The following is a 22476-nucleotide window of genomic DNA, read 5'->3' on the forward strand; positions in this document are numbered from 1 at the left end:
TAAAAGAACTTAGTTAGAAGAGAAAAAAGAAGGCAGATTTACGCCTTCTTTCTTCATTCCATTCATCTATACCAGTTTACGATTCCTTAAAATGGATTTGTTGCAATAAAACTTGCCGTTTTCACGTAAACACGAGGGTTCAATTTTAATTGGTCGACTATAAATTCTGCAAGATCCTCAGGCTGAATGAATTTTGAATCGTTATTCTCTTTAATTAAATCGAGGTCGAGAGCCAAATCTGTAGCAACTGTACTTGGTGTCAAAGCTGATACCCGAATATTATTCCGGCGAACTTCCTGCGCAAGTGATTCGGTAAAGCCAATCACCGCGAATTTTGAAGCACTGTAAGCACTGGATGTAGCTGCCCCATTTAATCCATTAGTGGAAGAGACATTGATAATATCTCCCCCATTTTTTTCTATTAGTTGAGGAAGTACAGCTCGTGTCACGTAATAAGTACCCATTAGGTTTATATCTATAATCCTTTTCCATTCCTCCGGATCCATCTCCGAAACTGTTCCGAATGTTGCAATTCCTGCATTATTTATCAAAATATCAGCAGTGCCTAAATTCTTGGTTAACACTTCAATTGCTGCTTCTACCTGTTCCTTTGATGAAATATCAGCTGTTGCATAAGATACTTTTACGCCTAAACCTTCTATTTCAGCAGCTGCCTTTTTAAGATTTTCCTCTGACCTTGCAAGCAAACCAACGTTTACACCCTCTTTAGCCAGTGCAATTGCTGTCGCTCTACCAATCCCTCTGGCTCCGCCAGTGATAAACGCAATCTTTCCCTTTAATGTCTGTGCCATAATTAGAAGCTCCTTTCCAAATCAACCTTGAAGTTCTCTTTCTCAGTATAATACGCAGCAGTTAATAAGACTAAAGGTATGCACCCGAGCTTCCTACCTATAACGCCAATTATATCAATAAGACAAATCTCATAGTCCAAAGTTTGAATTTCTTGCATTCACCTTTCTGGGCAATGACACATAAATTGTATAGGAAGCGTCAGGATTATTTATGATGATTTTATCATTTATGATTAACCGTAAAGACTATAAAACTTAGTTTTTCAGGAAAGGAATAATGCCGTGAATTTTATGTCATTTCGAGGTATTGTAACCGACATGAATGATTTTATGATAGGACAAAACGGGGAATCAGAGGGCTGTTTTAAACAACTTACAGTTGAAGATGGGAATAACGGAATAGTTAATTTCATCATATCACCGACTACTTACTTCGTAGAACAGGCAATTGTGGGCCTCGGTGATAAAATTACTGGTTATTATGATGGGGATGTACCAGTACCATTGATCTATCCGCCACAATATCGGGCTCTTATCGTTGTTAAGGAATATAACGATCAAAATGTTAAAGCAGATTATTTTAACAACCAACTGGTAAGCCGTGATGGTCAATTACAATTAAACCCCTCCCCTTACACTCCTATCATTTTAAGAAATGGGCAGCCATTTTCAAAAAATATCGGAAATCGGAATCTCATTGTCATCTATGGACCAGCTACAAAAAGCATCCCTGCCCAAACGACCCCCTATCGGATTATTGTTTGGTGCTAAAGTGGTTCCTAACTATCTATTTCTTCATATTATTTTAACTACACGCACGAAACTTCGTAATCAGCTACGTGCATGTTTGGTTAATTTTTTAACGCCCAATATTTGGATACACTTTTTTAGACAGACGGTTCTCAAAAACATTCAAATTTGCTTCACATTGATTTTCTCTTTCTTTGTGAGAAAAGGTATTCCTAATAATAGTTAATGCAAAAAACCTACATTCCAATGGATCTAGGTTTTTTCTATATTTTCATATTTGTATTATTTCAGAATTATTAATAGTAAATTACAAAATACTACAATTTTATCAGTAACTTCTACTCGGATATCTTTCTTTCGCTAATCTATCTAATAAGATGCCAATCTCTATTTAAAATCTATTTTTCATGCATACTAAATGACCCTCTAGATTTATTTTTCTTAATTTATCTTTATATTGTTTGGGTTTATTTTTATTATAAATTTGAAGAATCAGATAATTTAGTATATCATTTCTTTATTAGACTAAAGTACACACACTAAATTACTGTTCATCTAAGGGAGGGCTTATAACAGCATGACTGTATTGACAGAGTTTAAAGACACAGAAACAATCACTGCAAAAAATTATGTTAATGAAGTATTTGAAACAGTCAAAAAGCGAAATCCTAATGAAAGAGAATTTCATCAGGTTGTTAAAGAAATCTTTGATTCACTCGTCCCTTTATTTACTAGGCATCCAGAATACATGGAGCAAAGTATCCTTGAAAGAGTTGTAGAGCCAGAAAGACTGATTACCTTTCGAGTTCCTTGGGTCGACGATCAAGGCAAGGTACAGATAAACCGTGGATTCCGTGTACAGTATAACAGCGCCATCGGTCCCTATAAAGGCGGCTTGAGATTCCACTCTACTGTTAATGCAAGTATAATTAAATTTCTCGGCTTTGAGCAGATTTTTAAAAACGCTCTTACCGGTCAGCCGATTGGAGGAGGCAAAGGTGGGTCTGACTTTGATCCTAAAGGGAAATCTGATGGAGAAATCATGCGATTCACTCAAAGCTTTATGACGGAACTAAGTAGACATATCGGACCGGATATAGATGTACCAGCTGGTGATATTGGCGTTGGAGCACGAGAAATTGGATTTCTGTTTGGACAGTACAAGAGAATACGCGGAGGCTATGAGGCCGGTATTCTGACAGGAAAAGGACTTGGTTACGGCGGAAGCTTAACTCGAACCGAAGCTACTGGATATGGCACTGTTTACTTTGTACAAGAAATGCTTAAAGAACAAGGCCTTAGCTTTAAGGAAAGTACAGTGGTAGTATCCGGTTCAGGTAATGTCTCCATCTATGCAATCGAAAAAGCTACACAACTAGGAGCAAAAGTTGTCGCCTGCAGTGATTCTGACGGCTATATTTTCGACCCAAACGGTATTAACCTAGAAACCGTGAAACGTTTAAAGGAAGTTGAGCGGAAAAGAATCTCGGCATATGTAGAAGAACACCCACATGCACAATATACGAAAGGTTGCTACGGAATTTGGTCCATACCATGCGATATTGCCTTGCCATGTGCCACACAAAATGAAATTAGCGAAAAATCAGCGAAACTTCTGGTTGCAAATGGACTAAAAGCCGTCGGTGAAGGCGCTAATATGCCATCTAGCTCCGAAGCTATTGATGTGTTTTTGGATAACCATATCCTCTTTGGTCCAGCAAAAGCTGCCAATGCAGGTGGTGTAGCCGTTTCTGCCTTAGAAATGGCACAAAACAGCGCTCGATTATCCTGGACATTTGAAGAAGTCGATGCAAAATTGCAGGATATTATGACTAACATTTACAAGGAGAGCGTCAAGGCTGCTGAGGACTATGGCTACCCAGGCAATCTGGTGGTTGGCGCTAATATCGCGGGATTTAAAAAAGTAGCCGATGCCATGATTGCACAGGGAGTCATTTAACATTTTATTTTATGAGATATCATAATGGCCTCGCCCCTTATTGTTATCCTTATCTGATATGACTTCGGTTGGTATAGGCAAAGACACGCCAAAAGTCTATATCCAAGGTTACTTCAATAACTATATAAGATAAGATAAGATGAATACAAAAAGGATGTCTCTTAAGGCCAGACATCCTTTTTGCTTGAGTTATAATTCCGTAAGACTATGTGTTTTTCGTATTTTATAAGAATATCACTTTAAAATATATAAGTAAGCTTTTTACAACCAGGCCAGGTGCTAAAGTTGCGAAATTCCGCTTATGAAAAGATCTTCTATTTATATACTCAAGTCGTTATTAATTGGTCCTTTTGCTTAAGAAGATAGGCCATCAGCTTCTTACATTGAGGAATGGAAAAGCCTAAAATGGGACCCAATCCAAACGCAATGAACAAGGTTCCAATCCCAACAGGACCTCCTAACATCCAACCAATGAGAAAAACGATAACTTCAATTCCATTTCTGACCAACGGGATACTCCATCCCATTTTTTCAACAATTAATAACATAAAGCTGTCTCTAGGGCCTGCTCCAAAATCGGCAGAAACGTATAATCCAATACCATATCCCATTAAAATAACACCTATGATAAAGGCAATTGTTGCTCCTGCTAAATTATCAATACTAGGTAACATCCAATTAAAAAGATCAATAAATAAACCAAGCAACATCATATTCAGAAAGGACCCTATTTGGGGCCATGCTTTATTGAAAATTGAACTGATGAACAAAAGCAATAGACCACTAATGATCGACCAAGTTCCTATAGTGAATCCGAATTTAGTAAATAGTCCATAATGAAAAACATCCCATGGTCCAATCCCTAAAAACTTTCCTTTAATTGTTAGTGCTATACCAAATGCTAATACCAATAATCCGAGAATAAAAACAGACCAGCGTAACACCCATTTCCTCTTCATAACTCTGTCCCTCTAACTTATATTTTATTTTTTTACTATAACATTAAAGCAGGACAGAATACATAATTTATATTTTCTGAAATATAACCTAAAACAATTAAAAGTAAATCATCTTTTTGTAACCCTTCTTAATTCCTTAATTCCCATATGCCAACCAATCTTTTCATACTAAAGGAAGTTATTGATCTTTAACTATGACTGCTTCTTTTCATATACATTCCACAAGAAAAACATATTAAGATAAAACAAACACCTTACTTATGATATGGTTCCCCTCGATTAATCCGAAACGCGCGATACACCTGCTCCACTAAAATCAGCCTCATCAGCTGGTGAGGGAAGGTCATTTTCGAAAAAGACAGGGTGTCATTTGCTCTTTTCATTACATCTTTACTTAGTCCAAGCGATCCGCCAATGACAAAGGCTATCTTGCTTTTTCCGTAGGTGGCGAGTTTATCTATTGTTTCTGCAAGTTCTTCAGATGATTTCATTTTCCCCTCAATCGCCAAAGCAATAACATGAGTATCGTCAGAAATTTTTGCGAGGATTCGCTCTCCTTCTTTCGCCTTGACTTGCAGCATCTCCATCTCACTTAATGTTTCAGGTGCTTTCTCATCGGGTATTTCAATTATGTCTATTTTGGCATAGGCCGATAATCTTTTTACATATTCTCCGATACCCTGTTTTAAATATTTCTCCTTCAATTTACCTACAGTTATTATCGAGATATTCACATGTTACCCTCACTTTACAAACATTTTATCCACAGGAGTTATCCACATATACACAACCATCGTCCACATATTGTGCCCGAATATTAGTTCGCCACAATATATACAGCAGGTTGTCCACAGTATTCACAGGTGAATTCATTAGAATTGTTAGTAACTTCTTTATTTTCTTCCTCTGAAATCATATTTATAAAAGGAGGGACTTCCGTCTCATCCACGATTGTATCAAGTCCAACTTCTACATGATCTTTACAGCAATAAATTTTCATATTCATTCTCCTTTTCTTGTTGTCTTTTGTAATATCTGCTTCATTTTAAGCCCGCATATTTAAAGCAGGGAATTTGGAATCCCCTGCTTTCGTACCTAACTATATCACATTTGGGCTTCAATCAATGTCATTTCGGTTGACGCTTTTTGTCCATTCCTATAGTATGTCACTTTCATTTTATCGCCAATCTGCTTATTTACATATAAATGTTTACGGAGCTCCGGAACATTAGCGATTTTCTTCCCATCCAGCTCCACAATGACATCGAACTCCTTTAACCCGGCTTTAGCAGCCGGAGAACCTGGTTCAATACTTGTAATGACGACACCTTCTGTCACACCAGTAGGTAATTTCAATGTTTCCTGCCTCTGATAATTGGTCACTTCATTCAAGGAACGAAGACTAGTTCCCATATAAGCCCGTTTCACTTTTCCATGTGCCTCTAAATCCTCAATAATCGGTATAGCATAATTGCTTGGAATCGATAATCCAATTCCCTCAACGGATGACTCGGCTATTTTCATGGAGTTTATCCCAATCACTTGGCCGCCTATATTAATTAAAGCACCTCCGCTATTCCCTGGGTTAATCGCTGCATCTGTCTGAATAACCTCTGCATTCCAGTCCTCCACACCATCTGAATTCACATCAATCGGTATAGTTCTGTTCAAACCCGAGATAATCCCTTGGGTCACGGATCCGGAGAAATTCAAACCTAGTGGATTACCAATTGCAATAACTGGTTCTCCGGCTTTTAATTTATCAGAATTACCAAATTCAGCAACTACATCAATACCCTTATCATCTATTTGGATAACAGCTAAATCTGTCCATATGTCGCTTCCTAAAAGTTCTGCCTTTGTTTTAGTACCATCAGCTAAAGTAACCTCTAAGGAAGATGCACCCTCCACCACATGATTATTGGTAACGATAAACGCTTTTCCATTCTCCTTTTTATAGATGACTCCTGAGCCTGTGCCTGCCTCCTGAGTTTCATTAAAAAAATCAGAGCCTTGGATATTTGTAATCCCGATTACCGCGTCTCCCGTTTTTTCAACAGCTTTAGTAACGTCAGTCGTCACATCCATAGAAACATTTTGAGTCAATTTGGATGCATCATTACCGTTATTTGTACTAGTATTCTGATTTAATCCATTATTATTCAAGTTGCCTGTCAATAGAAGGACTAATAATGCACCAATAATAGCACCAATTAAACCAGAGAGAAAATAGCCTGCTTTACTTCCTTTTCGTTTAGTTTGCTGTTGTTCTGACTGATTATAATCTTGATCATAATAGCCCATTTGCCAACATTCCCTTCACTATTTACTTATGTAGGTCTAGTATTTGTTGTTTTCCATTTTATAAACAAAAACAGCATCGAAAGGAAATTCTTGTTGCAGAGTTTAATGATATGTTTAATAACTAGTGAGTATTCTCCAACCTTTACCAACATTATATATATTACCTAAAAAAATAACAGAGGAAACCTCCTCTGTTAAACAAGTATTAATTCAGTTGGTTCGTTAGGATCCGTATCATACAGGCTAAATTGCTCTCCCGCTCTGATCCCTTTTGTTTCAAGTGTTTGACTGACAGACATACGTGCCAGATCCTTCATATTATTGTCCTTACTTAAATGAGCCAGATAAAACCGTTTTGTACAGTCACCCGCAACTTCACTCATGGCTATAGCAGCATCCTCATTACAAACATGGCCTACATCGCTTAGTATCCGACGCTTTACACTCCATGGATATCGACCCATGCGGAGCATACTTACATCATGATTGCTCTCAAAGATGTACACATCTGCATTTTTAATAATGCCCTTCATTCGATCACTTACATACCCCGTATCTGTAATTGTCACCAGTTTCTTACCATCCTGGTGAAATACATAAAACATCGGCTCTGCCGCATCGTGCGAAACACCAAAGGACTCTACATCAAGGTTGCCAAATGACTTAACGGTCTCCATTCCAAATTCAAATTTTAAATCTGTAGGAATTTCGCCAATTAACCCATCCATTGCTCTCCATGTGTTGGCATTTGCATAAATAGGCAGCTGATATTTACGAGCCATAATACCAAGCCCTTTTATATGGTCACTGTGCTCATGTGTCACAAAAATTCCTGATAAATCCTCAGGCCTTTTATCAATTTTATTTAATAGCTCGGTCATTTTTTTGCCGCTTAAACCAGCGTCCACTAAAAATGAATGCTCTCCTGATTCCACATAGAGTGAATTCCCCGTGCTTCCACTGGCTAGAACGCTAAATTTCATCGACATTCTTCCTCACTCCGTTACATTTCCTTCTTCTGTATTCAGCACTTGTCCTTCAATACCATTTACGAAATAATCCTCTTGCTTATTTACTGTAAAATGCCATGTTGGTACAAGGACAAGCACTTTTGATTCTGATACTTCTATTAAGGTATAAAAACCAAGCTCTCCCTTTGAAACTTCACTTCCAGATGACAAGTATCCTCCATTCAACAGACTTTCTACTGCTTGAATTGGCGGATTAATCTCTTGGTTTTCATTAAATTCCTCAATATCATCGAGGTGTGTTTGTATATACGAAATTACTTCATCATTTTCATTAAGCGTAAATATTAAGGCGCCGTTTTTATTATTAAAAAGTAAACGGCTTTTGTAGGTTTGATAATATGTTATTGTCCCATCTTCTTTACGCCAAAATTTATACTCATCTCCCGAATATACATTTTTGTTAATGAAGCTTTCCAGCTCAAAATATTTCCCTTCACCAGTACCAATTTTAATTGGTTTATCCAGCGTCGATCGAATGGTTCTTTTATTATCAATAATTAAGGTTTGATTTTTGAGGGTATTTAATTCCTCTTTACTGAATTCCTTAGGCTTAGCACTTATCGTCTTTTCACTTACTCTTTCCTGAGTTCCTACATGATACTTGATTCCCTCAGCCTTTAGCCTTTCTTCAATGGTTGAATCCGAATCCTTATTGATTTCAAGCTTTGCTGCCCTAAAATCCAGGAACTGATATAGGAGGAATACATCCAGAATTAGAAACACAACAATAAATAAACCTTTTGTTTTATTCCAATCCATCCATAAGTCCTCCTAAATCCTTTTCGGGAATCTCCATCCAGCTGCCACCATACTGATAGTACCAGACAGGTTTCAATTCCAAAAGAGTCGTGCCTGAATTATCATCATAAATTAGCTTATAGCCGACAGTCATATCCGTAAGTTTATTTGCATCATATTGTTTACCCATACCGTTTTTGAAGGACTTTAAAGCTTCATTTGCAGAAGGAAGAGTAACTGCGCTTTGATCCAAGGGCTCATCCACAAGATTAAAATAGGAACGTTCATATCTCTTCACATTTTGAGTTCCATATTCCAGGTGAATTTCAGTCATACCTTCCTCATTAAATACAGGAAGTCCATCAATATATAAACGGAAAGCGACTTCTCTGCTAAACTCATCTAATGACGCATACCGGTGGCGTGTATCCCAACCGGCATGAATATTGATAAATTCTATGCTGCTTTGCAATATATGAGTTTCCAGCTTTTTCTCATCTTTGGCACCGACAACAAGATTTTTGTATTCAATCATTGATGTCTTTGGGTTCTTTTTCATTATACTCAATCCATCGGTATAGATATCCCCTTCCTGCTTAACAGTGCTTGGTCTGATAAACAGAGCTTCCTTAAAGCTTTTCACATCAGTAGCTTTTGTTAGAAAATCATATTTACTTACTTTTATTTCGCCGGATGGAACCAGGATTGAGTTAGTTTCTGATAATTTCAGCTTTGTGTAGGGTTTTAGATTTTCAACCCTCGCGTACTCTTTTGTGAAGTCTTCAATCAAACTTTTATCAACGGATGCTTCAATGACTGTTTTCTTTTCACTAGAAACAAAGTAGATAGAATCATTATCGGTATGAATAATAACCCTGTCAAATTTAACATTTGGCAACTCATTATCTTCTATTTTTAAATAATTTTTATAAAAAGACAGCGGAACGATATCATTAAATATTAATTCAATGAATCCATCCTTCTCACTAAACTTATTGATAGCAGCAGTATTTTTATACTTTGATGATTGATCCTGAAAGTTAAACATATTCCATTTTTTTATGGAGTTGATTGCTTGTGTAATCATTTCCTCAGAGTAAGTTCCATAGGATAAATTACCTTTATGATAAATCATTTTTGTTGGCTTTACGACTTCATCGGGTTCAAGATTACTGAAGATTTTCTCCTGAACATAGTTTGTATTCTCCGTCTCGTTATAGGTTGGCTGATAAAACCAATATGACCAAGTCAAAAGGCCACTTATCAAAATGAGGGACACCAATAAGATATTTTTAAATCCTTCCCAGCTCATTCCCAATCATCCTCTTGTAATGTTTCATAAGGGAGAGTAAAGAAAATGGTTGTCCCCTTCCCTTCCTCACTAGAAGCCCAAATATGCCCCTTATGTGCTTCAATCATTTCCTTCGCTATCGCGAGACCTAAACCTGTACCGCCCATCTTTCTTGATCTGGCTTTATCTACACGGTAGAATCTTTCAAATATCTTAGCTACATTTTCTTTTGGAATACCCATTCCTTCATCTCTAATGCTAATTTCCACAAATTGTCCGATTACTTGCAGCTTAAAGGTAACTTGTCCACCCTCAGGTGAATACTTCAATGCATTCGAAATAATATTATCGAGTACTTGAGTAATTTTATCCTCATCTATTTCAACACCAATTGGCTCAGATGGGATTAAACGCTTAAAAGTTACATTTCGCGATTTAGACATTTCAAAACGATCGATAATTCGGTGGAAATAACGGCCAAAATCGACCCAGGTTGTAGAAAGCTTATAGTCTGTATTATCTAGCTTTGAAAGCTGCAAGAGATCATTGACCAATCTGATCATCCGCTCTGTTTCTGTTTGAGCTATATTCAGAAAACGCGGAGCAAGCTCTTTATCTTCCATAGCGCCATCTGCCAAAGCTTCAAGATAGCTTCTCATCGTTGTCAGCGGCGTTCTAAGCTCATGGGAAACATTCGCAACAAATTCTCTTCTCTCTTCATCGATCTTTTCTTGCTCGGTAATATCATGAAGAACGACAATTAACCCATTAATAAAACCTGTTTCTCTTTGAATAACAGAGAAATTCGCTCTTAAATAAAGCAGTTTCTTTTCATTGCTGTAATTAAGGATAATGGAATCTTTCTCACTCAATAATTGATCAAAAGTGAACGTGTCCTCTAATCCTAATACCTCTGTAATCGGCTTAGATAATGACGTTTCACGTGAAACTTTCAGCATTGATAGTGCTGTGTCGTTAATCAAAATGACTCGGCCTCTGCGATCTGTTGTTAGCACGCCATCTGTCATATTAGTCAATACAGAAGAGAGCTTCCTTTTCTCTGCATCAGTTGTCGCCTGTGCATCTTGTAGCTTTTTAGTTAAACTATTGAATGTAATAGCAAGCTGGCCAATTTCATCGTATCCATACACCTTAACTTTTCTCGAAAAGTTACCACGTGACATCGCTAAAGCTTGCTTACGCATGTCAGATATTGGCCTTGTAATGGTTTGTGCCAGCAATATTCCTAAAAAGGCTGTCACTGCAAGAGAAATAATCGTTCCCTTCGCCATTATCGTATTAATTTGTTTTAATTGGGAATAGACATTCTCTATTTTCGTATTCAGATATAAATTCCCTATAATTTGTCCATCACTCAAAATCGGTTCTGACCAAAGGAGAATTCTTTTTCCCGTCTGAGAATCGATTCTGATTTCTGTTTGGGGCGTTCCTTGGTTATTTGCCCTATCAACAAGCTTTTCAGTTGAACGGCTCCCTATTATATCTTGTTTCTCCGGATCAGATGTGCCAATAATTTTTGAATCCTGATCCATTACCCGTATTTCCGTTATATCCCCAGAGGAATATCCCTCCAATGTCGTCTTAATGTCTTCTATTAAGGTGGGATCTTCAACTTTGCGGGTTTCCGTTATTTCTTTTTCTAAACTATAGGAAAGAATCGTTACCCGCTCTTGAATAGAGCTCTTAAAATTCTCCAATAGCTGCTGTTCAAGTCCCTGTGCAAAATAAACTCCGATAATTTGCATGGCAACTAAAATAAGCAGCACATAAATTAGTACAAACTTAAAATAAATCGATTTAAAGAAACCAACTTTTCTCATAATTTTTACTCCTGTTCAGGATGACGGAGGTAGTACCCAACTCCTCTTCTTGTAACAATCCATGCAGGATGGCTTGGATTATCTTCTATTTTTTCACGTAAGCGTCGAACGGTTACATCAACTGTTCTGACATCTCCATAGTAATCATAGCCCCATACTGTCTGCAGAAGATGCTCCCTTGTCATTACCTGGCCTATATGTTTAGCGAGATAAAAGAGAAGCTCAAATTCCCTATGGGTTAATTCAATGGTGTCACCTCTTTTGGATACCATATAAGAATCAGGATGTATCACTAGATTGCCAATCGTAATTTCATTTGTTTCCTCGTTATCTTCCTGCTGATTTGCAGCATGTTTTTGCCTGCGTAAATTCGCTTTTACGCGCGCAATTAATTCACGAGTACTGAACGGCTTTGTCACATAATCGTCTGCGCCCAGTTCCAGGCCAAGCACTTTATCTATTTCGGAATCCTTTGCCGTCAGCATAATAATTGGCATATCATATTTCTTCCGCACTTCCCTGCATACTTCCATTCCGTCCTGTTGCGGTAGCATGATATCTAATAAAATCAAATCTGGCTGAAGTTCTTCTACCAGTTTAATGGCATCATTACCGTCATAGGCACAATACACATCAAATCCTTCTTTTTTCAAGTTAAACTGTAATATATCTGCAATAGGCTTTTCATCATCAACAACCAGTATCTTTTTATCCATCGTCTATTTCTCCCTTTTATATAATAAAATGTCTATATTAATGACATCTGCGAGTCACAATTTTGTTAAACTATCCTAATCTTACTTTACCATTTCTATTGAAACAGGTCATCTTTTTAAAATTTAATTCCAAATATATACAAGGGTGAATACCAAAAAGGATTAGACTGGTGTCTAACCCTCAAATTCTCTATGAAATATACTAGTACTAATGATTAATTTATTCAAAAAGCTGACAAACGTTTTCGTCTGTCAGCCAGTTATTTTTTATATACCGTATGGATTGCGGAGTATATTCGTTTGATTACGGTCCGGTCCTACAGAAAAGATTGATAATGGAATACCTGTTAACTGAGATACTCTTTCTAGATAAGTACGTGCATTTGCAGGCAGTTCAGACAATGTTTTCACACCCGTGATATCTTCTGTCCAGCCTGGCAGTTCTTCATAGATTGGTTCACATTCAGCCAATATTTTCAGACTCGCCGGGAACTCCTCCAATACTTTTCCATCGTGTCGATAAGCAACACAGATTTTTAATGTTTCAATACCTGTTAAAACATCGATAGAGTTAAGAGAAAGATCAGTGATTCCACTAACGCGGCGCGCATGGCGGACAACGACGCTATCGAACCAACCTACCCTTCGCGGACGTCCCGTAGTAGTACCATATTCTCTTCCTACCTCACGAATTTGATTACCAATTTCGTTATCAAGTTCGGTAGGGAATGGTCCATCTCCAACACGTGTCGTGTAGGCTTTACATACACCCACTACATGATTGATTTTTGATGGTCCAACTCCGGAACCGATTGTCACGCCGCCCGCAACTGGGTTGGAGGATGTAACGAATGGGTATGTTCCCTGATCGATATCAAGCATTACCCCTTGTGCTCCTTCAAATAAAACACGGCGTCCTTCATCCAAGGCGTCATTTAAAACAACAGAGGTATCACACACATATTGTTTAATTTGCTGTCCATATTCATAATATTCTTCAAAGAAATCATCCATCGTAAAGCCTTCAGTTTCATAAAAACGTTCCAGCATACGGTTTTTCTCTTCCAAGTTTCTTGTTAACTTCTCTTCAAATACTTCTTTATCTAATAAATCGGCAATCCTGATACCTATACGGGCTGCTTTATCCATATAAGCCGGGCCAATTCCCTTTTTAGTAGTACCTATTTTATTACTCCCTTTTCTCTCTTCCTCTACTTCATCAAGTTTCAGATGATAAGGAAGAATCACATGGGCTCTATTGCTGATACGTAAATTATCTGTGGTAATCCCACGATCGTGCAGATAAGTAAGCTCCTCAATAAGTGCTTTAGGGTCAACGACCATACCATTTCCAATTACCGATATCTTATCCTTATAGAATATGCCTGAGGGAATCAAATGAAGCTTATATGTTTCACCATTAAATTTTATTGTATGTCCCGCATTATTTCCACCTTGATATCTGGCAATTACTTCTGCGTTTTCTGAAAGGAAATCTGTAATCTTTCCTTTACCTTCGTCTCCCCATTGTGTACCTACTACTACGACTGAAGACATTCTTTACACCTCCACTAATTTACCAACATCTTGCACTTTGGCTTAACAAACAAATTAAGTGTATCAATTACATGAAGTAATTTCAAGGAATTCACGAACGTTTATATGAAAATAGTAAAATATGTTCGTGTATTGATGTAATAAAAATAAACCCACCTTTGTTTGGTGGGTCGGTCTATAAACTATTATGCTCCAGAAGGTATGGCATCATCCTGGAATCTTCTCTCTAAATTAACAAACTTATTGTATTCCTTCACAAATGCCAGTTGAACTGTTCCAACCGGGCCATTACGCTGTTTCGCAATGATAATTTCAATAACATTTTGGTTTTCTGTTTCTTTATCATAATAATCTTCCCTGTATAAGAAGGCTACAATATCAGCATCTTGCTCAATACTTCCTGACTCACGGATATCAGACATCATCGGACGCTTGTCCTGACGTTGCTCAACACCACGAGAGAGCTGGGAAAGAGCGATAACCGGAACTTCTAGCTCCCTTGCCAAGGCCTTAAGGGAACGGGAAATTTCTGATACTTCCTGTTGTCTGTTTTCTCCTGATCTGCCATTTCCCTGAATAAGCTGGAGATAGTCAATCAGGATCATGCCAAGTCCATGTTCTTGCTTTAAACGACGGCATTTTGAACGGATTTCACTAATTCGGACACCCGGAGTATCATCTATAAATATACCTGCATTTGATAAGCTTCCCATTGCCAGTGTTAATTTGCGCCAATCTTCGTCTGTCAGAGATCCTGTTCTAAGGTTTTGAGCATTTATATTACCTTCTGCGCAAAGCATACGCATGACCAATTGTTCTGCACCCATCTCCAAACTGAAAATCGCAACATTTTCATCCGTTTTTGTTGCAACGTTTTGGGCAATATTAAGTGCAAAGGCTGTTTTACCAACAGATGGACGGGCAGCAACGATAATTAAATCATTACGCTGAAAGCCTGCTGTCATGTGATCCAAGTCATTAAAGCCTGTAGGTATTCCAGTTACATCTCCTACGCGGTTATGAAGTAACTCAATATTGTCATAGGTCCGAACTAAAACATCTTTAATGTTGTGAAAGGCTCCGGCATTTTTTCGGGAGGCAACTTCCATAATGCTCTTTTCGGCTTCACCCAAGAGACTTTCTACTTCATCTTCACGTGAATACCCATCTTGTACAATGCCAGTTGCTGTATTAATTAATCTTCTAAGAACGGACTTTTCTTCAACAATTCGGGCATAATATTCTATATTGGCCGCGGTAGGTACTGATGACGCCAGTTCTGTTAAATAGGGAACTCCCCCTACCTCTTCAAGCTGCTTTGTTGCACTTAGTTCTTCTGTTACTGTGACTAAATCGACAGCCTTTCCTTTGTCGTTTAGCTTCAGCATAACCAGGAAGATTTTTTGGTGTGCACTTCTATAAAAATCCTCAGGTATCAAAATCTCAGAGGCAAGTATTAAAGAGGAAGGCACAAGAAAAATTGCTCCTAAAACCGCTTGTTCCGCCTCAACATTTTGTGGTGGAACCAAATCAGTAAAGAGCTCATTCATTCGGCAAACCCCCTTTATATATTTAAACGTAATTATATATTTTTATTAGCAATTAAAATGGATTGCTATTCTATTGTATATGGAAATGAAGAGAATAGGTACAGGAAATTATTTATTTTAACTTTCATTTGCATTAGTAACTTCTATCATACTAAAAAAAAGTGATGAAATCAGCTAACAAGCTTTTCATCACTTTTTTTAAGAAAATTATTTCCTGGGAAAATATTTTATTGTTCTTTCACATGAACATTTAAAGTAGCGGTTACCTCATGATGAAGCTTAACCGGAACTTTTGTGTAGCCGAGAGAGCGAATTGCGTCTTCTAATTCAATTTTACGTTTATCAATTTTATGCTTATGCTGTTTTTGTAATTCGTCAGCAATCTGTTTGCTGGTAATGGATCCAAAGATTCTGCCGCCCTCACCAGTCTTCGCTTTTAATTCAATTGTAAGCTTTTCTAATTGCTCTTTTAATTTTTTTGCATTTTCTAGTTCCTCAGCTGCAAGCTGTACTTCTTTATTTTTCTGATTTTCTAGTGTTTTCATATTGCTGCCGGTTGCTTCTACAGCTAATCCCTGTTTCAAAAGGAAATTATGTGCATACCCATCTGCAACATTTTTAATTTCACCTTTTTTTCCTTTTCCTTTAACATCTTTTAAAAATATTACTCTCATGTGTTTGTGCCTCCTTCATATAGCTCATCAATTGCATCTTTCAACATTTGCTCTGCTTTTTCCATTGAAATGTCATCCAGTTGAGTTGCCGCATTTGTAAGATGCCCTCCGCCACCCAAACGTTCCATAATAACCTGAACATTTATATCGCCAAGAGATCTTGCACTTATGCCAATGCTAGTTTCTGATTTTCGTGATAACACAAAGGATGCGATCACTTCATCCATTGCTAACAATGTGTCTGCAGCCTGGGCAATCAAAACCTGATCAGCAAATTCATTTAAATCACCATGAGCAATAGCAATCCCTTTATGATAAAAATAAACGTCCTCAATCAGCTTTGCGCGCTTTAGGTAAGTATCTACATCTTCCTTAAGAAGCTTTTGTACAAGGACTGTGTCTGCACCATGCCCTCTTAAAAAAGAAGCAGCATCGAAAGTTCTGGATCCTGTTCTAAATGTAAAGGATTTTGTATCCACTATAATACCAGCCAGCAAAGCAGTTGCTTCCAGCATACCTACCTTAACACGCTTTGGCTGGTATTCAATAAGCTCCGTTACTAACTCGGCTGTAGATGATGCATATGGCTCCATATAAACCAGGATAGAATTATCTATAAATTCCTCGCCACGCCTGTGATGATCAATCACCACGATTTTTTCAGCCCGGGAAACCAGTTTTTCCTCAATGACCATGCTTGGCTTATGAGTATCTACGATAACAAGTAATGTTTTATCGGTGATTAGCTCAACACCAATTTCAGGTGATATAAATCTGGAGTCCAACTCAGGCTTTTGCTTCACTTGAGATAGAAGTCGTTTAACACTTGAATCTAATTCACTTCTGTCTAGAATAATATATCCTTCACGGTTATTCATTTCGGCAATTTTTAATATCCCTAAGGACGAACCAATAGCATCCATATCGGGAAACTTATGTCCCATTACAATAACTTTATCACTATCGACTATCAAATCACGCAGTGCATGTGAAATTACCCGTGCGCGAACTCTAGTTCTTTTCTCCATAGGATTCGTTTTGCCACCATAAAATTTCACTTTTCCATTTGGGAGTTTAATGGCAACCTGATCTCCACCTCTACCCAGAGCCAGATCAAGACTTGATTGAGCAATGCTGCCCAATTCAGGTAATGCAGAAATTCCGCTCCCCACACCTATACTCAGTGTTAACGGAACATTTTGCTTGGCCGTTGTTTCCCGTACATCATCCAGTATGGAAAATTTCGTTTTTTCTAGGTGGTTAAGAATACTTTCGCTAAAAATAGCGATAAACCGATCCGAGGAAATTCTCTTTAAAAAGACTCCATATTCTTTAGCCCAATTATTTAATAGGGAGGTTACAAAGCTATTTAAGCTGCTTTTTCGCTGGTCGTCCATTCCTTGTGTCACATCGTCATAGTTATCTAGATAGATAATTCCAATGACAGTTCGCTCTTCTTCGTACATTTTTTCAATTTCTGTTTGCTCTGTAACATCGAAGAAATAAAGCAATCTTTCCTCCGGTTTATGGACTACTCGAAACTTACGATTATAAATTGCTACAATATCTTCGCTTTCCTCTCTTTTCACCAAAGGTATTAAGGGTTCTGCAACCTCAGAAATGTATTTTCCAACCAAAGTATCTTCCTGGAGACACTTAGCCATATATGGGTTGGTCCATTCAATTACATAATCCTCGTTGAAAAGCAGTATACCTATTGGCATTTCTAATAGAGCTTCTTCCCCCACTTTTTTTAATCGATAGGATAGAGTGGAAATATAGATTTCCGTTTCTTTTTGTATTCCATATTCAATTTTTAATATTAGAAAGAAGAGAATGCCAAAAAGCAAAGAAGCTACTATTGCAAATATCCAATTATAATAAGCAAGAACTCCGATGATTACTAAAGATACACCCAATAATGCGTAGATGGGATAACGGATCGCTTGCCTGTTTAAATAAGATGGCATAGATTCAGCTCCTAAATAATGTGGATCAATTTATGTATTACTTATCATTATACTTGATAAAACTCCATTATGACCAACAGAGCAATTAATTACCTGTTCAGAGGCGTATAATTAATACCCTTCATTAGTACCTATTTAAAACAATAAATACATACAAAGAATATTATAAAGCATAAATAAAATGATATCCAAAAAACAAGACATTACATTGAACCATAATGTTATATTGAAATAATATTTAAAAATAATGTAATTCGATGTCTGTAATTTTATTAATAATTCCTCATGTCAATACTGTTTCCTTAAATACAATTAAAAAACGGAAAGGATTCCCTTTCCGTTTTTATGTGTAAAATCTTATTTTTCCTCTGCTACGAATGGTAGAAGAGCCATAGTACGAGCACGTTTGATTGCAATAGTCAATCTACGTTGGTACTTAGCGCTTGTTCCAGTTACACGACGTGGAAGAATTTTTCCACGCTCAGAGATAAACTTTTTAAGAAGATCTACATCTTTATAGTCGATGTGCGTAATGCCGTTTGCTGTGAAATAACAAACCTTACGGCGTTTTGCACGTCCGCCTCTGCGTCCGCCTGCCATATTATTCACTCCCTTTCATTATAATTATATTCGTCCGTTCGAATTATCAATGTTAGAATGGAAGGTCATCATCCGAAATATCGATAGTTTGTCCATTACTACTGAATGGATCATCATCAATCTTCGTATAATTACTGTCCTTCCGTTGATTCTGGTTTTGGTTGCTATTTCCCTGGCCAAACGGATTGGTATCATGACCACCATATTGGCTTCCGCCGCTTTTTTCACCGGCAGATGAACCTTTAGGCTCTAGGAATTGTACGCTCTCTGCCAACACTTCTGTTACATAGACACGTTTTCCATCCTGACCTTCATAATTACGAGTTTGAATACGTCCATCAACTCCAGCAAGATTACCCTTTTTCAGATAATTAGCTGCATTTTCTGCCTGGCGTCGCCAAACAACACAGTTAATAAAATCTGTTTCCCGTTCACCTTGTTGGTTAGAAAATGGGCGATTCACTGCTAATGTGAAGGTTGAAACAGGAACACCATTCGGAGTATAGCGGAGATCAGGATCCTTCGTTAAACGACCTACCAAAATGACACGGTTTATCAACAGAATCAACTCCTAATATTAGAAAATTGTTCCACATGAAACAATTTATGTTCAATCAAAATTACTCTTCTTCTTTAACTACAATATGACGGATGATATCTTCGCTGATTTTAGCAAGACGGTCAAATTCTTGAACAGCCTCTGCAGTTTCAGCTTGGATTTTGTTGATCATGTAATATCCATCACGGAAATCATTGATTTCATAAGCAAGACGGCGTTTGCCCCATTCTTTTGTTTCAAGAACTTCAGCACCCTTGTCAGCTAAAATTGTGTTAAAACGCTCAACTAAAGCTTTTTTTCCATCTTCCTCAATGTTTGGACGGATGATATACATAACTTCGTATTTTGTCATCACTGTCACCTCCTTTTGGTCTAAACGGCCCTTATGGGCAAGGAGCAATTAATTACAATTACTCACAAGTTAAAAGTATAGCATACATATAAGAAGTTTGCAAATTGATAAAAAAGACCGATCATACTGACCGGTCCTCTTGTTTATACATTGAAACGGAAGTGAATAATGTCTCCGTCTTTTACTTCGTATTCTTTACCTTCTAATCTAACTTTACCCGCTTCTTTCGCAGCATTCATGGAACCAGCTGCCATCAGATCTTCATAAGAAACGATTTCTGCGCGAATAAATCCACGTTCAAAATCAGAGTGAATAATTCCAGCACACTGTGGCGCCTTCATCCCTTTACGGAAAGTCCAGGCACGTACTTCTTGAACACCTGCCGTGAAATATGTTGCCAAGCCCAACAATTGATAAGACGCTCGAATTAATTGATCCAACCCAGATTCTTCTATGCCTAGTTCTTCAAGGAACATCGCTTTTTCTTCGCCTTCAAGCTCTGCAATTTCCGATTCAATTTTGGCACAAATCACGATTACCTCAGCATTTTCCTTCGCTGCAAATTCACGAACCTGAGTCACGTAATCATTATCGGACGCATCTGCTACTTCATCTTCATCAACATTAGCAACATATAAAACTGGTTTAATCGTGAGAAGATGTAATCCTTTCACGATTTTGAGCTGTTCTTCCGTGAATTCAACTGCTCTGGCTGGTTTTTCAGCTTCAAATGCTTCTTTTAATAAGGAAAGAACTTCATACTCAACAACTGCTTCCTTATCTTTTTGTTTAGCTAATTTACCTACACGGTCAATTCTTTTCTCTACCGTTTCCATATCAGCGAGAATTAATTCGAGATTAATCGTTTCAATATCATCGATTGGATTAACCTTACCTGAAACGTGGGTAATATTTTCATCAGCAAAGCATCTTACTACATGGCAAATTGCATCTACCTGGCGAATATGGGAAAGGAATTTATTGCCTAAGCCTTCTCCTTTACTTGCCCCTTTTACAATTCCTGCGATATCGGTAAATTCAAAAGCAGTCGGTACTGTTTTCTTCGGTACTACAAGCTCTGTCAGCTTTTGCAATCTATGATCTGGTACCTCTACAATCCCTACATTAGGATCAATCGTACAAAATGGATAGTTAGCAGATTCTGCTCCAGCCTGTGTTATTGCATTAAAGAGAGTAGACTTCCCTACGTTAGGCAGACCTACTATTCCAGCTGTTAATGCCACATCATTCACTCCTTATGTGAAAACATATTAAATGTTATATAATCTATATGTGATAAACCTTTACCAATTATAGTGACAAGTCATCTAAAAGACAAGCCGCTATTATTTTTCAATTAGTATTTGAATTACACTTTATTATGATAGCATACAAGCTGTACATTAAGCTTTGAGATTATGCCTCGTGTTTCTGAAGTATCTTTTTCATCTTCCTAACAAAATCTTTACGGGGCAACATGACACTATGGTCACATCCTTCACATTTAATTCGGACGTCCATACCAAGTCTAATAATCTTCCAGCGGTTGATACCACATGGATGAGGCTTTTTCATTTCAACAACATCATTCAATCCAAAATCCTTATCATCCATAGTTTTTTAATCCTCCATTATTTAAACTTTTCCCTTTATATCCATGAATTATATCAGCATATGGCCAGACCTCCAATTAAAACCAACATCCAGAATAAACAGAAATCTACCTAGACTCCCGTTTCTCTAATTTCTTTCCTTTCATTTCATCATATAAGAATAACGTTTCACACTAAATTCGCTATAAAGAACCATTCACTATTATTACCTGGGTATATGAATTGAAACTAAATGTTTTTTTAATATAACTTATTCAAATCTACTAGGATCTAAATACCTATATAAATGAATAATGACAATGTTTCTTTATTCCTTATGCTTGGGTATACATATGATAAATCAATCTGTTTAAAAGAAACGTTAACCATTTTACTACATCTCAGCTTTGGAAGGAAAAAGTGTATATAAAAAGACAAGTATTTTCATCCTGATAACCGGATGGGAAGAATATAGGATTCGAAAGTCTGCAAAATATTCCAAAGTTCAGTGTATAAAATTCCTATATTTTCCGTATACTGATAGTACTTTTGCAGAGGAGTGGTAATTATGAACATGAGGCCTTCTTTTTTTGAACAACGCAATACAACAAATCGAATATCATATGAGGAAGAGAATGCCCACCATGTTATCTCTAGAGAATTACTCACAATCCTCCCTTCTCATAAAGTACGTCCTGTTGTCATTGTTTGTATCGGTACAGACCGTTCAACTGGTGATTCACTTGGTCCTTTAATTGGAACATTGTTAAGTGAGAAAACACTGCCCAATTTTTATATATATGGTACATTAGAGGATCCAATCCATGCTGTGAATTTACAAGAAAAACTTAATTATATTCATAGCATACATGAAAATCCATTTATTATTGGAATAGACGCTTGTCTTGGCAGAGTTAAAAGTGTTGGAATTATCCAGGTTGGTAAAGGCCCTGTAAAGCCTGGTGCCGGTGTAAATAAAGAATTGCCCAATGTGGGAGAAGCCCATATTACAGGAATCGTTAATGTTAGTGGATTTATGGAATACTTTGTGCTTCAAAATACTCGTTTAAATTTAGTCTTAAAAATGGCTAAAGCTATTACAAAAGGTATTTATTTAGCCGGTTTATCCTATAATCATGCCGCTTCCATAACTACAACATTTAATTGGAACTTCGAAGAAGAAAAGGTACATGACAATAATTTATAGAGAAAAATAAAAA

At 37.2% G+C, this 22476-nt stretch carries 22 protein-coding genes; 3 read left to right on the top strand and 19 right to left on the bottom strand.

Annotated elements, in window-relative coordinates; genetic code table 11:
* Window positions 1-86: 86 nt before the first annotated feature.
* Window positions 87-812 carry a 3-ketoacyl-ACP reductase gene (locus tag F7984_RS18695; protein ID WP_066109638.1) on the bottom strand — a complete coding sequence of 242 codons (726 nt, stop codon included), beginning with the start codon at window positions 810-812 and terminating at the stop codon, window positions 87-89.
* 291 nt (window positions 813-1103) lie between these two features.
* Here F7984_RS18695 and F7984_RS18700 point away from each other — a divergent pair, with 291 nt between their 5' ends.
* Together F7984_RS18700 and gdhA are read left to right on the top strand one after the other, a co-directional pair.
* Window positions 1104-1583 carry a hypothetical protein gene (locus tag F7984_RS18700; protein WP_066109785.1) on the top strand — a complete coding sequence of 160 codons (480 nt, stop codon included), beginning with the start codon at window positions 1104-1106 and terminating at the stop codon, window positions 1581-1583.
* Between the two features lie 556 nt (window positions 1584-2139).
* Window positions 2140-3522, top strand: coding sequence for an NADP-specific glutamate dehydrogenase (gene gdhA, locus F7984_RS18705; RefSeq protein ID WP_066109645.1), 1383 nt, complete (start codon window positions 2140-2142; stop codon window positions 3520-3522).
* A gap of 326 nt (window positions 3523-3848) precedes the next feature.
* Here gdhA and F7984_RS18710 read toward each other — a convergent pair whose 3' ends face one another.
* From F7984_RS18710 to F7984_RS18795, 18 genes are all read right to left on the bottom strand, one after another.
* A complete protein-coding gene (locus F7984_RS18710; RefSeq protein WP_139892031.1) occupies window positions 3849-4481 on the bottom strand; it encodes a YczE/YyaS/YitT family protein in 633 nt (210 codons plus the stop codon).
* 254 nt (window positions 4482-4735) lie between these two features.
* Window positions 4736-5215 (bottom strand): 23S rRNA (pseudouridine(1915)-N(3))-methyltransferase RlmH, encoded by a 480-nt coding sequence (rlmH, locus tag F7984_RS18715; protein WP_066109652.1) that lies wholly within the window; start codon window positions 5213-5215, stop codon window positions 4736-4738.
* 83 nt (window positions 5216-5298) lie between these two features.
* On the bottom strand, window positions 5299-5481 hold the full coding sequence (locus F7984_RS18720) for a CxxH/CxxC protein (RefSeq protein WP_066109653.1): 183 nt from the start codon (window positions 5479-5481) through the stop codon (window positions 5299-5301).
* A gap of 104 nt (window positions 5482-5585) precedes the next feature.
* On the bottom strand, window positions 5586-6785 hold the full coding sequence (locus tag F7984_RS18725) for a S1C family serine protease (protein ID WP_066109658.1): 1200 nt from the start codon (window positions 6783-6785) through the stop codon (window positions 5586-5588).
* Between the two features lie 194 nt (window positions 6786-6979).
* Window positions 6980-7774 (bottom strand): MBL fold metallo-hydrolase, encoded by a 795-nt coding sequence (locus F7984_RS18730; protein WP_140461917.1) that lies wholly within the window; start codon window positions 7772-7774, stop codon window positions 6980-6982.
* A 6-nt stretch (window positions 7775-7780) separates the two neighbouring features.
* Window positions 7781-8575, bottom strand: a complete 795-nt coding sequence (locus F7984_RS18735; RefSeq protein ID WP_066109666.1) for a two-component system regulatory protein YycI — start codon at window positions 8573-8575, stop codon at window positions 7781-7783.
* Window positions 8562-9866: a YycH family regulatory protein gene (locus tag F7984_RS18740; protein WP_066109672.1), complete on the bottom strand. Its 1305-nt coding sequence runs from the start codon at window positions 9864-9866 to the stop codon at window positions 8562-8564. The genes F7984_RS18735 and F7984_RS18740 overlap by 14 nt, the downstream gene beginning before the upstream one ends.
* Complete coding sequence (gene walK, locus F7984_RS18745; RefSeq protein ID WP_066109673.1) at window positions 9863-11686, bottom strand: cell wall metabolism sensor histidine kinase WalK; 1824 nt, start codon at window positions 11684-11686, stop codon at window positions 9863-9865. The genes F7984_RS18740 and walK overlap by 4 nt, the downstream gene beginning before the upstream one ends.
* Window positions 11687-11691: 5 nt before the next feature.
* Entirely contained in the window at window positions 11692-12402 is a 711-nt protein-coding gene (yycF, locus tag F7984_RS18750) for a response regulator YycF (RefSeq protein WP_066109676.1), read from the bottom strand.
* Between the two features lie 267 nt (window positions 12403-12669).
* Window positions 12670-13959 carry an adenylosuccinate synthase gene (locus F7984_RS18755; protein WP_066109679.1) on the bottom strand — a complete coding sequence of 430 codons (1290 nt, stop codon included), beginning with the start codon at window positions 13957-13959 and terminating at the stop codon, window positions 12670-12672.
* Between the two features lie 185 nt (window positions 13960-14144).
* Window positions 14145-15509, bottom strand: a complete 1365-nt coding sequence (gene dnaB, locus F7984_RS18760; protein ID WP_066109682.1) for a replicative DNA helicase — start codon at window positions 15507-15509, stop codon at window positions 14145-14147.
* 227 nt (window positions 15510-15736) lie between these two features.
* Window positions 15737-16183: a 50S ribosomal protein L9 gene (gene rplI, locus F7984_RS18765; RefSeq protein WP_066109684.1), complete on the bottom strand. Its 447-nt coding sequence runs from the start codon at window positions 16181-16183 to the stop codon at window positions 15737-15739.
* Window positions 16180-18153 (bottom strand): DHH family phosphoesterase, encoded by a 1974-nt coding sequence (locus F7984_RS18770; protein WP_140461918.1) that lies wholly within the window; start codon window positions 18151-18153, stop codon window positions 16180-16182. The genes rplI and F7984_RS18770 overlap by 4 nt, the downstream gene beginning before the upstream one ends.
* Before the next feature lie 357 nt (window positions 18154-18510).
* A complete protein-coding gene (gene rpsR / locus F7984_RS18775; RefSeq protein WP_066109691.1) occupies window positions 18511-18753 on the bottom strand; it encodes a 30S ribosomal protein S18 in 243 nt (80 codons plus the stop codon).
* Window positions 18754-18805: 52 nt separating this feature from the next.
* Window positions 18806-19312 carry a single-stranded DNA-binding protein gene (gene ssb, locus F7984_RS18780; RefSeq protein WP_066109692.1) on the bottom strand — a complete coding sequence of 169 codons (507 nt, stop codon included), beginning with the start codon at window positions 19310-19312 and terminating at the stop codon, window positions 18806-18808.
* 61 nt (window positions 19313-19373) lie between these two features.
* The gene (gene rpsF / locus F7984_RS18785) at window positions 19374-19667 is read right to left on the bottom strand and encodes a 30S ribosomal protein S6 (RefSeq protein ID WP_302621348.1); all 294 of its coding nucleotides are present in this window, start codon (window positions 19665-19667) and stop codon (window positions 19374-19376) included.
* 140 nt (window positions 19668-19807) lie between these two features.
* Window positions 19808-20908: a redox-regulated ATPase YchF gene (gene ychF / locus F7984_RS18790; RefSeq protein WP_066109696.1), complete on the bottom strand. Its 1101-nt coding sequence runs from the start codon at window positions 20906-20908 to the stop codon at window positions 19808-19810.
* Window positions 20909-21080: 172 nt separating this feature from the next.
* Window positions 21081-21278 (bottom strand): DUF951 domain-containing protein, encoded by a 198-nt coding sequence (locus F7984_RS18795; RefSeq protein ID WP_066109702.1) that lies wholly within the window; start codon window positions 21276-21278, stop codon window positions 21081-21083.
* A 546-nt stretch (window positions 21279-21824) separates the two neighbouring features.
* Between F7984_RS18795 and yyaC the strand changes: the two genes are divergently transcribed.
* Window positions 21825-22463 (top strand): spore protease YyaC, encoded by a 639-nt coding sequence (gene yyaC, locus F7984_RS18800; RefSeq protein WP_066109705.1) that lies wholly within the window; start codon window positions 21825-21827, stop codon window positions 22461-22463.
* Window positions 22464-22476 lie beyond the last annotated feature (13 nt).

Source organism: Pradoshia sp. D12 (assembly GCF_008935075.1).
In the GTDB taxonomy this organism is placed as follows: Bacteria; Bacillota; Bacilli; order Bacillales; family Pradoshiaceae; genus Pradoshia.

Bases quoted from the DNA above. Each gene is read 5' to 3' on its own strand.
- F7984_RS18695 (WP_066109638.1), bottom strand. From the start codon at position 812: ATGGCACAGACATTAAAGGGAAAGATTGCGTTTATCACTGGCGGAGCC.
- F7984_RS18700 (WP_066109785.1), top strand. From the start codon at position 1,104: ATGTCATTTCGAGGTATTGTAACCGACATGAATGATTTTATGATAGGA.
- gdhA (WP_066109645.1), top strand. From the start codon at position 2,140: ATGACTGTATTGACAGAGTTTAAAGACACAGAAACAATCACTGCAAAA.
- F7984_RS18710 (WP_139892031.1), bottom strand. From the start codon at position 4,481: ATGAAGAGGAAATGGGTGTTACGCTGGTCTGTTTTTATTCTCGGATTA.
- F7984_RS18720 (WP_066109653.1), bottom strand. From the start codon at position 5,481: ATGAAAATTTATTGCTGTAAAGATCATGTAGAAGTTGGACTTGATACA.
- F7984_RS18725 (WP_066109658.1), bottom strand. From the start codon at position 6,785: ATGGGCTATTATGATCAAGATTATAATCAGTCAGAACAACAGCAAACT.
- F7984_RS18730 (WP_140461917.1), bottom strand. From the start codon at position 7,774: ATGTCGATGAAATTTAGCGTTCTAGCCAGTGGAAGCACGGGGAATTCA.
- F7984_RS18735 (WP_066109666.1), bottom strand. From the start codon at position 8,575: ATGGATTGGAATAAAACAAAAGGTTTATTTATTGTTGTGTTTCTAATT.
- F7984_RS18740 (WP_066109672.1), bottom strand. From the start codon at position 9,866: ATGAGCTGGGAAGGATTTAAAAATATCTTATTGGTGTCCCTCATTTTG.
- walK (WP_066109673.1), bottom strand. From the start codon at position 11,686: ATGAGAAAAGTTGGTTTCTTTAAATCGATTTATTTTAAGTTTGTACTA.
- yycF (WP_066109676.1), bottom strand. From the start codon at position 12,402: ATGGATAAAAAGATACTGGTTGTTGATGATGAAAAGCCTATTGCAGAT.
- F7984_RS18755 (WP_066109679.1), bottom strand. From the start codon at position 13,959: ATGTCTTCAGTCGTAGTAGTAGGTACACAATGGGGAGACGAAGGTAAA.
- dnaB (WP_066109682.1), bottom strand. From the start codon at position 15,509: ATGAATGAGCTCTTTACTGATTTGGTTCCACCACAAAATGTTGAGGCG.
- rplI (WP_066109684.1), bottom strand. From the start codon at position 16,183: ATGAGAGTAATATTTTTAAAAGATGTTAAAGGAAAAGGAAAAAAAGGT.
- F7984_RS18770 (WP_140461918.1), bottom strand. From the start codon at position 18,153: ATGCCATCTTATTTAAACAGGCAAGCGATCCGTTATCCCATCTACGCA.
- rpsR (WP_066109691.1), bottom strand. From the start codon at position 18,753: ATGGCAGGCGGACGCAGAGGCGGACGTGCAAAACGCCGTAAGGTTTGT.
- F7984_RS18795 (WP_066109702.1), bottom strand. From the start codon at position 21,278: ATGGATGATAAGGATTTTGGATTGAATGATGTTGTTGAAATGAAAAAG.
- yyaC (WP_066109705.1), top strand. From the start codon at position 21,825: ATGAACATGAGGCCTTCTTTTTTTGAACAACGCAATACAACAAATCGA.